Source organism: Streptomyces viridosporus (assembly GCF_002078235.1).
Taxonomy (GTDB): Bacteria; Actinomycetota; Actinomycetes; order Streptomycetales; family Streptomycetaceae; genus Streptomyces; species Streptomyces viridosporus.
The window spans coordinates 1-10,288 of record NZ_MSGP01000139.1; the positions used below are offsets into that span (position 1 = coordinate 1).

A 10,288-nucleotide genomic window follows, 5' to 3' on the forward strand; every position below is an offset into this window, starting at 1 on the left:
GCTCACGGGCCCGCCGAACCCACCCCGCCGACCTCCGCCCGCTCACTTCTCCCAGGTCTTCGCGTCACCAGCGGCAGCGGTTCCGCCGGCTCCAGATCCGGGTCGTCGATCCGGAAGGTCTTCACCCGTCCCGGCCCCGAATCGGGCGTCTCGAAGCGCACCGTGACCCGGCCCAGCCCACTGCCCTGCACCCACCCGTGCCCGTGGGCGGCGTGTCGCACGTCGTGCCCCGCCGACCAGCGCCGCTCGGCGGGAGACTGCCGCTCCTCCGCGGGCGCGGCCTCGGGCTCCTCGCCGAGGGCGTCCTCGTCCACACCCGCCGCCTGCGCGAACAGGTCCTCCTGCGTGTAGGCGGCCAGTCCGCTGACCCCCACACCCAGCAGCCGCACCCCGCCCGTCGTGTCGACCGACTCCAGCAGCCGCGCCGCCGCCTCCCGTATCACCGCCGGATCGTCCGTCGGCCCCCGCAGTGTCTCGGACCGGGTGAGGGTGGAGAAGTCGTACCGGCGCACCTTCAGCACGATGGTCCGCCCCGACAGCCCCGCCCCGCGCAGTCTCCGCACGCACCGGTCGGCGAGTCTCCGCACCTCCGTCCCCACCCGCACCCGGTCGTGGATGTCCACGTCGTACGTGTCCTCGACCGACACCGACTTCGTCTCCCGCTCGGCCACCACGGACCGCTCGTCCCGCGCCAGCGCCATGGCGTACAGCGCGTGCCCGTGGGCCTTGCCCAGCAGCCGTACGAGCTCGGCCTCCCCCGCCTCGGCGAGTTCCTCGACCGTGTGGATCCCGGCCCGCCTGAGGTGGTCGCCGGTGGCCGGTCCCACCCCCGGCAGCGTCCGCACCGGCAGCGGTCCCAGCAGCGCCCGCTCGGTGCCCGGCTCGATCAGCACCAGTCCGTCCGGCTTCGCCCGCTCCGAGGCGATCTTCGCGAGCATCTTGGAGGCCGCGAGCCCCACCGACCCGGTGAGCCCCGTGACCGCCCGGATGTCCGCGCGCAGCTTCGTCCCGGCCAGCCGCGCCGACCCTTCGTCCCAGGCCGCGCCACCGGCCTCCAGGTCCACGAACGCCTCGTCCAGACTGAGCGGCTCGACCAGCGGCGACAGGTCCCGCAGCAGCCCCATCACCTGCTCGCTGATCGACCGGTAGAAGGCGAAGCGGGGCACCAGGTAGGCGGCGTGGGGCGCGAGCCGCCGGGCCTGCCCCATGGGCATCGCCGAGTGGACGCCGAAGACGCGGGCCTCGTACGAGGCGGTGGCGACCACACCGCGTGGCCCGAGCCCGCCCACGACGACGGCCTTCCCGCGCAGACTCGGCTTGGACGCCTGCTCCACCGCGGCGTAGAAGGCGTCCATGTCGAGATGCAGGATCGTGGGCGAAGATCTCACGTGTCCGATGCTGCCCTACACCACTGACAGCGCCGTCCTCAGACGGCCCGGTTCCGCCGCCGCGCCAGCTCGTCCGCCGGATTGTGGCCGATCAGCGTCTCCCCGGTGTCGATGCGCTCCCCGTGCAGCTGCGACAGCGCGCTCTCGACGTCCCGCCACACCACGCCCACGGCGATGCCGAAGATGCCCTGGCCGCCCTGGAGCAGGGCGTGGACCTCGTCGGGCGAGGTGCACTCGTAGACCGTGGCCCCGTCGCTCATCAGCGTCATGCGCTCCAGGTCGCTGAAGCCGCACTCGCGCAGGTGCTGGACGGCGGTGCGGATGTTCTGCAGGGACACACCGGTGTCGAGGAACCGCTTGACGATCTTCAGGACGACGACGTCGCGGAAGCTGTACAGCCGCTGGGTGCCGGATCCGTGGGCGGGCCGCACGCTGGGCTCGACCAGCCCCGTGCGGGCCCAGTAGTCGAGCTGCCGGTAGGTGATGCCGGCGGCCGCGCAGGCCGTGGGCCCCCGGTAGCCGATCTGCTCGGACGCCATGGACGTCGCCCCTCCGCTGCTCGGCACGGCCGTCGGTCGCTGCGGAACGTGTTCGGCCGCGCTGTCGTGCCGGGGGATTCCCCCGCTCGAGCGGAGCCGGGAGCCCGGGGAAGGGAACGGCCCGTTCGCCCCGAGACCGCGTCCGGGGGCACCCCCAGCCGTACCGTCGCCGCTGCTTCTCACGCCGACCTCCGTCCTTGACCTGCCTCCTCGACGGTAGGCAGTCACCAAGGGTGCGTCAACGATCGCCACACTCGGCACGCCGAGTGATAATCACCCTAAGAGTGGTTTCTCGTGCTCCTTCGCGGGGAAAGGCTAGCCGAATGTCTTCCGCACCGGCCGGGCGGCCTTCCCCGACTCCACCGGCCCGGGCGGGTGGCGGGGTCCCGACGGCCGCGGTCCCTCACTGACTGCTGCTGCCGAAGTCCTCGGGCGAGATCTGGTCGAGGAACTCGCGGAACTTCTCCACCTCGTCCTCCTGCTCGTCCGGGATCGCGATCCCGGCGTCGTCGAGCACCGTCTCGCTCCCGTAGATCGGCGTCCCCGTGCGCAGGGCCAGCGCTATGGCGTCGGACGGCCGGGCACTCACCTCGACCCCGCTGGCGAAGACCAGCTCCGCGTAGAAGACCCCCTCGCGCAGGTCCGTGATGCGCACTTCCGTGAGCTCCTGACCGACGGCCTCCAGCACGTCCTTGAACAGGTCGTGGGTCAGCGGCCGTGCGGGGGCCATGCCCTGCTGGGCGAAGGCGATGGCCGTCGCCTCCCCCGGTCCGATCCAGATGGGGAGGTAGCGGTCGCCGCCCACTTCACGCAACAGCACGATCGGTTGGTTGGAGGGCATTTCGACCCGGACACCTACGACATCGAGCTCGTTCACACAGCAACCCTAGGCCGTGCCCGGGACGTTTGGGTAGTCGGGCAGGGCTCGGGGGGCCGATCCGGCCTCCCGGGCACGTCCGGCTCAGGGCAGCCGCACCCCGAGCGCCGTCTGCACCAGCGCCGTGTGCAGCTTCACCGTGAGTCCCGCCAGCTCCTTCGTACGAGCCTCCGCATGGGCCCTGGTCTGCGGGTTCCGATGGCGTCTCAGCGGAGCGACGAGCTGGTCCACCAGGCCGGCCTCCCGGTCGGCGGCGGCCTTCATGACCCTCAGGTGCCGGGGCTCGATCCCGAACCGCCCCAGCTCGGTGATCAGCTCGGCGACGGTGACCGCCTCGGCGTCGTACACCCCGTCCTCCACCGGGGTGAGCAGCCCGTACGACTCCCACTCCGCGAGCTCCCGCTCGCCGATGCCGGCGGCCGCCAGCAGTTGGGCGCGTCCGATGCGGGCCACCACGGGCGCCTCGGACGCGGGCTCCTGACCGGCCTCCCCGTCACGCGGCCGGACCAGCACCGGCGGCGGGACGGCCTCCCCGCGCTCCATGGCCTCCAGGTGCTCGCGGATCACCTTGAGCGGCAGGTAGTGGTCCCGCTGCATCCTCAGGACGTGGCCGAGGCGCTCCACGTCCCCGGCGCTGAACTTGCGGTACCCCGAAGGGGTCCGCTGCGGCTCGATGAGCCCTTCCGACTCCAGGAATCGGATCTTGGAGATGGTGACCTCGGGGAACTCCTCACGCAGCACGTTCAGCACCGTGCCGATGCTCATCAGTCCGGTGTCCGTTGCGGCGGCACCGTCTCCGGCACCGCCGCTCGGTGTGTGAAGCATGGACCTTCCCTGCTGGTCCCCCGGACGGAGTCCGGGGGAAGGTCAGTAGCCCCGCTGGTTCGCGTAGAAGACCAGCCTGTACTTGCCGATCTGCACCTCGTCGCCGTTCGACAGGGCGACCTGGTCGATCCGCTCGCGGTTGACGTACGTGCCGTTCAGGCTGCCCACGTCGGCCACCGTGAAGGAACCGTCCGGGCTGCGGCGGAACTCCACGTGCCGCCGGGAGACCGTCACGTCGTCCAGGAAGATGTCGCTCTGCGGATGACGCCCGGCCGTGGTCAGGTCGCCGTCCAGAAGGAAACGGCTGCCCGAGTTCGGACCGCGGCGCACGACCAGGAGCGCGGAGCCCACCGGCAGGGCGTCGACGGCCGCCTGCGCCTCCGGGGAGAGCGTCGGCATCGGCGTCTGACCGGTGGCCTCGGCGTCGTAGGCCTCGAGACCGGAGATCGAGATCGTGGACGTCGTCTCGGAGGGGCGCTCCGGGGTGACGCCCGGCCTGAGCGGCGCTCCGCAGTGGGAGCAGAAGCGGCTGTTCTCCGCGTTGCGGTTACCGCACCTCGTACACACCAGGACCGACATGGACGGATCCTCCTGCTGCGGCTGCCCACCAGGGGCAGGGGACGCGTACGGGTCGGAGAACCCTCCGCCCGTACCTGAGGTCGACGGTTGCCCGAAACCTATGCCGCCCGGCTGCGCAGGGTCAACCGACGGCGCGCCCTGACCTCCGGCGACGTCCGCGCCCGGACCGGCGACCTGGTCCCGGAACAGCGGACGCTGACCTTCCGCGTCAGGCTGTGCGCGATGGCGAGCGGTCGCGTTGTCGCTGCCCTCTCGCGCGCTCTTGCCGAACAACTTCGCAAACAACTTCACGGGCGATTCCCCTTGACCGAAACAGACCCGCCCGTGGGGCAGGACGAACCCTGACTGAACACATTGGCCGACCCGGACATCTTCACAACGTCCGCCTCCGCCAGACAGTTTCCACCACGCACCACCCATTCGGTGCGCCGACCCCCCGCAACCTCATGCCCTCGCCGGATGTCCCCCATGCACCCCCGGTTCACCGGGAGGACGACCGAGCGTAGTCAGGCCGCTTCGCGGCTCGCAAGGCATCCACGACGATCTTGGTGGACCGCTCCACGGTAACGGTGGCCTGTTCCTTCTCGAGGGTCTGCACCACGCCTCCCGGAATGTTGAGGGCCGGCTCGAGGTCCTGCGGCTTGCCGATGACCTTGAAACGATAGGGCGCGGTGATCTTGTTCCCGTCCACGCCGACCCCGTTGCCGGAATCCGTCAGATAGGTGCCCGCCACGACCCGTACACCGTTCACCTGGATCGCCTCGGCACCGGCCGCACGCAACTCCTGGATGGCGTCGAGCAGCATGTCCGCCTCGACCGTTCCCTTCGTGTCCTCGATGGTCATCGTGATGCCGGGCCCCTGCGCGGCCACCGTGCCCGCCAGGACGCCGAGTTGCCGTTCCTTCTCGAGCGTCTGCCTGCGGGCCTCCTCGGCCTGGTCGGAGCTGTTCTCCAGCTCGTCGCGCTGCTTCTCGAGTCCCTGCTTCTCGTCCTCAAGACGCTGTGTGCGGTCGTCGAGTTCATCGAGGATGCGCACAAGATCTTCCTGTCGTGCCCCGCGCAGCGCGCTGTCGCTGTCGCTGTTCGAGGCCACCTGGACGGCCAGACCGAATCCCAGACCGAACAGCAGCAGGGCCACGATGAGTTGAGCCCGGGTCACCCGCGGCGGCCACAGCCCCTGCACCAGCCGCTGCCGCCCGGTGAGCTGGGGCCCCGGCTCGGCCTTCGGTGCTTCCGCCGCCGCGGGCGCGCTCGCGGGCACCTCGGCGGGCAGTTCCTTGCGCAGGCTGCTCGCGGGCGCGGTCTCGGGGGCGGGCCTGGGCCGCGGGGCCGACGCGGGCCTGGGCGGGGACGCCTGCGCGGGCGTCGTCTCGTCGCGCTCGTGCTCGCTCATCGGCCTCACGCCCGGAAGACGTGCCGGCGGATCGCCGCGGCGTTGGAGAAGATACGGATACCGAGGACGACCACGACGCCCGTGGACAGCTGGGCCCCCACACCGAGTTTGTCGCCGAGGAACACGATCAGCGCGGCGACCACCACGTTCGACAGGAACGACACCACGAAGACCTTGTCGTCGAAGATGCCGTCGAGCATGGCCCGCAGCCCTCCGAACACGGCGTCGAGCGCCGCGACGACGGCGATCGGCAGATAAGGCTCGACGACCGCCGGAACCTCGGGCCGGACCAACAGTCCGGCCACGACTCCCACGACGAGGCCCAGTACGGCGATCACGATGTGCCCTTCTCGGTTATCGGCTGTGCGGTACGTACGATCACACTCGGTGCGGCGGGCAGCCGGAGGTCCTCCTCCGCGGAGAGGGCCGTCCGGATGTCGTAGTTCTCCTGCAGCACGTGCAGGTACACCCCGTCCGCACTGTTCCGGAACCGGTCCCTCAACTGCGGGCCGTCCCCCACCGCGAGCACCGTGTACGGCGGCACCAGCGGCCTGTTGTCGACCAGTATCGCGTCTCCGGCGGCCCTGATCGCCGACAGGGCGGTCAGCCGCTGTCCGTTGATGGAGACGGCCTCGGCACCGGACTCCCACAGGCCGTTGACCACGCGCTGCAGGTCGCGGTCACGGACCCGTCCGGTGTCCGAGAACCCGGAGGTCGACCGCGGGTCGCCGTCGCCGCCCGCGGTCGTGTCCTTGGCGTCGTTCACCACGAGCCGCACACCGGGGCCGTGCACCGCGACGGCTCCCGCCAGGATGCCCACCAGCTCGGAGCGGTCGCTCCCGCCGCTGTCCCGGAGCGCTTCGCGCTGCCGCGCGCCGACGTCCTCGCGCAGCTCGTCGATGCCGTCCTCGAGCTCGTCGGCCGCCTCGGTCTCCCGGTCGATCCGGTCGATCAGCTCCTCGCGCTCCTTGGCGACGACGGGAGCCGCGACCCGGGCCTGCGCGGCTCCGACGGTCACGATCAGGGCGGCGAGCACCAGGCCGGCGGCGAGCCCCAGCTTCGCCCTGAGGGTCTTCGGCATGCCGCCGTCGCCGTCGGCCTTCTTCCGCGCGGCGGCCTCGGCGTATCCGTCGTCGAGGCTGTGGTCCATGACGTTGGTGATCAACGACATGGACGCGTCCGGACGCGGGGGCCGCCGAGGCGTGCTCCGAACGGGGGGTTGCTGCGGCATGCCGCACATCGTCGCACGCCACAGCCCCTGCTTTCGAACGACCCTACCGGCGTGCCGGACAGGCCCCGTTGGGGACACTTGTCCGGCACGCACGTGTACCGGCCGTTCTACCTCCCTGCGCTGTCCACGACCGCCGACCACTCGTCGAGCAGGGCCTGGGCGGAGGCGTCGTCGGGCCCTTCGGCCCACAGGTGGGTGACCGCCTCGGCCGGGTCGGGCAGCACCATCACCCAGCGACCGTCCGCCTCCACCACGCGCACGCCGTCGGTGGTGTCCACGGACCGGTCCCCGGCCGCCTCGACCACCCGCCGCATCACCAGTCCCTTGACGGCCCACGGGGTCGCCAGGTCCCGCTTGAGCACGTGTGCCCGCGGGATGCGCGCGTCGATCTGGCTGAGCGTGAGCTGCGTCCGCGCCACCAGCCCGATGAGCCGCACGAAGGCGGCGGTGCCGTCGTAGACGCTGCTGAACTCCGGAACGATGAAACCGCCCTTGCCGTCACCGCCGAAGATCGTCCCTTCCTCACCACCCACACGGGTGAGGTCGTTGGGCGAGGTCGTCGTCCACTCGACCTGGGTGCCGTGGTACGCCGCCACCTGTTCGGCGATCCGGGTGGTGGTCACCGGCAGCGCGACCCGGCCGCTGCGCCGCTCGGCCGCGACGAGGTCGAGCATCACCAGCAGTGCCCGGTCGTCCTCGATGATCCGCCCCTTCTCGTCGACCAGGGACAGCCGCTCACCGACGGGGTCGAACCGCACGCCGAACGCGGCGCCGGAGGACGCCACGATCTCCCCGAGGCGTACCAGCCCCGAGCGCCGCATGTCGGCCGTCTCCGTCGGCCTGGACTCGTCGAGGCCGGGGTTGATGGTCAGCGAGTCGACGCCCAGCTTGCCGAGCAGGCTCGGCAGCACCAGGCCGGCGCTGCCGTTGGACGCGTCCACGACCACCTTCAGGCCGGCCTCCGCGATGCCGGTGATGTCGACGTTCCGCAGCAGCGACCCGGTGTACGAGTCGAAGACGCTCGCCGGGAAGTGCAGATCGCCGATCTCGCCGGGGAACGCACGCCGGTACTCCTGCCGCGCGAACACCCGGTCCAGCTTGCGCTGGCTGCCCTGCGACAGGTCGGCTCCCTGACCGTCGAAGAACATGATGTCGACCGAGTCCGGCACCCCGGGCGTGGTCCGGATCATGATGCCGCCTGCGCTCCCCCGCGCGGTCTGCTGCCGTGCCACGGGCAGCGGCACGTTCTCCAGGTCCCGCACGTCGATGGCGCTGGCCTGCAGCGCGGAGATGACCGCCCGCTTCAGTGCCCGGGCACCGCGGGAGTGGTCGCGGGCCGTGGTGACGGTCGAGCCCTTCTTGAGCGTCGTCGCGTAGGCGCCCGCCAGGCGCACGGCGAGTTCGGGCGTGATCTCGACGTTCAGGATCCCGGACACGCCGCGGGCGCCGAAGAGGTGCGCCTGCCCTCGCGACTCCCAGATCACCGAGGTGTTGACGAAGGCACCGGCCTCGATGGTCTTGAACGGGTAGACCCGCACATTGCCCTGGACGATCGATTCCTCACCGACCAGGCACTCGTCACCGATGACGGCGCCGTCCTCGATCCGCGCCGCGCGCATGATGTCGGTGTTCTTGCCGACGACACAGCCGCGCAGGTTGCTGTGCGGTCCGACGTACACGTTGTCGTGGATGACGGCCTTGTGCAGGAAGGCACCGCTCTTCACGACGACGTTGGATCCCACGACGGTGTGCTCGCGGATCTCGGCGCCGGCTTCGACCTTGGCGTAGTCGCCGATGTACAGCGGTCCCTGCAGTACGGCGTCGGGGTGCACCTCGGCGCCCTCGGCCACCCACACGCCCGGGGAGATCTCGAAGCCGTCGAGGTCGACGTCGACCTTGCCCTCGAGGACGTCGGCCTGCGCCTTCACATAGCTCTCGTGCGTGCCGACGTCCTCCCAGTAGCCCTCAGCGACGTAGCCGTAGACGGGCTTGCCCTCCTTCATCAGCTGGGGGAAGACGTCACCGGACCAGTCGACGGGCACATCGGCCTCGACGTAGTCGAAGACCTCGGGCTCCATGACGTAGATACCGGTGTTCACCGTGTCGGAGAAGACCTGGCCCCAGGTCGGCTTCTCGAGGAAGCGCTCGACCTTGCCCTCCTCGTCCACGATGGTGATGCCGAATTCCAACGGATTGGGAACTCGGGTCAGACAGACGGTGACCAGGGCACCCTTTTCCTTGTGGAAATTGATCAGCTCGGTGAGATCGAAGTCGGTCAGCGCGTCGCCGGAGATGACGAGAAAAGCATCGTCCTTCAATGCCTCCTCGGCGTTCTTGACGCTTCCGGCGGTACCGAGTGGCTTCTCCTCATTGGCATAGGTGAGCTCCATTCCGAGCTCTTCGCCGTCACCGAAGTAGTTCTTGACCAGCGATGCCAGGAACTGGACGGTCACAACGGTTTCGTTGAGCCCATGCCTTTTGAGCAGCCGCAGAACGTGCTCCATGATCGGCCGGTTGGCCACCGGCAGGAGCGGCTTGGGCATGCTTGAGGTCATGGGACGAAGGCGGGTGCCTTCGCCCCCGGCCATCACGACGGCCTTCATGTCGGAAGCGTCCTCCTCTAAGAGACGACGGTCTGACCGACTTCACCCGCCATATTGTCCCGCACATTTTCCCTGCGGGCCATCGCGCCACCATGCGCGGGTCAATCAGCGAGTTCAATCAGTCACAGCGTCCGCACGAACCAGACGGCGGACTTGGACCACATAGAGAACTCCTGCCCACCAATACAGGGTTGTACCCCATCCGGCGAACGCCCATCCGAAAATAGCAGCGAGTGACGAGATCCAGCCGGTTCCGTCACTGAGCAGGAGTAGCGGGAAGGCATACATCAGGTTGAAGGTGGCGGCCTTCCCCAGGAAGTTCACCTGCGGCGGCGGATAGCCGTGCCGCCGGAGGATGCCCACCATCACCAGCAGAACGAGCTCACGTGCCAGGAGTACGGCGGTCAGCCAGAGCGGCAGGATCTCGCGCCAGGTGAGACCGACCAGGGTCGAGAGGATGTAGAGCCGGTCGGCCGCGGGATCGAGGAGCCGGCCGAGGCTGCTGACCTGGTTCCACCGGCGCGCGAGCTTGCCGTCCAGGTAGTCGCTGACGCCGCTCAGCGCCAGCACCAGGAGCGCCCAGCCGTCACTCTTCGGACCACCGAACTCAGGCCTGAGGATCAGCCACAGGAAGAGGGGTACGCCAACTAGCCGCGCCATGCTGAGCATGTTCGGGATGGTGAGGACGCGGTCCGTCTGGATCCGCGTCTCCTGGACCTCCACCCGGGAGCCTCCTGTGGGAAATGTGCCGATGATGCCCCCCGACTTTACCGCAACGCAAAAAAGCCCTGGCTCTCGGGCTGTACGCTCGAGAGCCAGGGCTCTAAAAGGAGTTCGGCGGCGTCCTACTCTC

10 protein-coding genes are annotated in these 10,288 nt (G+C 69.8%); all 10 read right to left on the reverse strand.

Annotated features, from left to right (window positions below):
* Positions 1-2 precede the first annotated feature (2 nt).
* Positions 3-1,388, reverse strand: a complete 1,386-nt coding sequence (locus B7L92_RS10640) for a DNA polymerase IV (RefSeq protein WP_081237182.1) — start codon at positions 1,386-1,388, stop codon at positions 3-5.
* Between the two features lie 38 nt (positions 1,389-1,426).
* The gene (locus tag B7L92_RS10645; RefSeq protein ID WP_174703948.1) at positions 1,427-2,110 is read right to left on the reverse strand and encodes a MerR family transcriptional regulator; all 684 of its coding nucleotides are present in this window, start codon (positions 2,108-2,110) and stop codon (positions 1,427-1,429) included.
* Between the two features lie 220 nt (positions 2,111-2,330).
* The gene (locus tag B7L92_RS10650) at positions 2,331-2,804 is read right to left on the reverse strand and encodes a bifunctional nuclease family protein (RefSeq protein ID WP_004990880.1); all 474 of its coding nucleotides are present in this window, start codon (positions 2,802-2,804) and stop codon (positions 2,331-2,333) included.
* Between the two features lie 84 nt (positions 2,805-2,888).
* On the reverse strand, positions 2,889-3,629 hold the full coding sequence (gene ftsR, locus B7L92_RS10655) for a transcriptional regulator FtsR (RefSeq protein ID WP_081237183.1): 741 nt from the start codon (positions 3,627-3,629) through the stop codon (positions 2,889-2,891).
* A 42-nt stretch (positions 3,630-3,671) separates the two neighbouring features.
* Positions 3,672-4,628: an FHA domain-containing protein gene (locus tag B7L92_RS10660; protein ID WP_081237184.1), complete on the reverse strand. Its 957-nt coding sequence runs from the start codon at positions 4,626-4,628 to the stop codon at positions 3,672-3,674.
* Positions 4,629-4,689: 61 nt separating this feature from the next.
* Positions 4,690-5,601, reverse strand: coding sequence for a DUF881 domain-containing protein (locus B7L92_RS10665; protein ID WP_081237185.1), 912 nt, complete (start codon positions 5,599-5,601; stop codon positions 4,690-4,692).
* A gap of 5 nt (positions 5,602-5,606) precedes the next feature.
* Positions 5,607-5,939: a small basic family protein gene (locus tag B7L92_RS10670; protein ID WP_003988855.1), complete on the reverse strand. Its 333-nt coding sequence runs from the start codon at positions 5,937-5,939 to the stop codon at positions 5,607-5,609.
* Complete coding sequence (locus B7L92_RS10675; protein ID WP_081237186.1) at positions 5,936-6,772, reverse strand: DUF881 domain-containing protein; 837 nt, start codon at positions 6,770-6,772, stop codon at positions 5,936-5,938. Before B7L92_RS10675 ends, B7L92_RS10670 begins: the two co-directional genes overlap by 4 nt.
* A 167-nt stretch (positions 6,773-6,939) precedes the next feature.
* The gene (locus B7L92_RS10680) at positions 6,940-9,435 is read right to left on the reverse strand and encodes a mannose-1-phosphate guanyltransferase (RefSeq protein WP_081237187.1); all 2,496 of its coding nucleotides are present in this window, start codon (positions 9,433-9,435) and stop codon (positions 6,940-6,942) included.
* 114 nt (positions 9,436-9,549) lie between these two features.
* Positions 9,550-10,158, reverse strand: a complete 609-nt coding sequence (clsA, locus tag B7L92_RS10685; protein WP_081237188.1) for a cardiolipin synthase ClsA — start codon at positions 10,156-10,158, stop codon at positions 9,550-9,552.
* Positions 10,159-10,288 lie beyond the last annotated feature (130 nt).

Excerpts from the sequence above, each read along its gene's own strand:
- B7L92_RS10660 (WP_081237184.1), bottom strand. The coding sequence starts at position 4,628 with ATGGGTGGTGCGTGGTGGAAACTGTCTGGCGGAGGCGGACGTTGTGAA.
- B7L92_RS10665 (WP_081237185.1), bottom strand. The coding sequence starts at position 5,601 with ATGAGCGAGCACGAGCGCGACGAGACGACGCCCGCGCAGGCGTCCCCG.
- B7L92_RS10680 (WP_081237187.1), bottom strand. The coding sequence starts at position 9,435 with ATGAAGGCCGTCGTGATGGCCGGGGGCGAAGGCACCCGCCTTCGTCCC.
- B7L92_RS10675 (WP_081237186.1), bottom strand. The coding sequence starts at position 6,772 with ATGTCGTTGATCACCAACGTCATGGACCACAGCCTCGACGACGGATAC.
- ftsR (WP_081237183.1), bottom strand. The coding sequence starts at position 3,629 with ATGCTTCACACACCGAGCGGCGGTGCCGGAGACGGTGCCGCCGCAACG.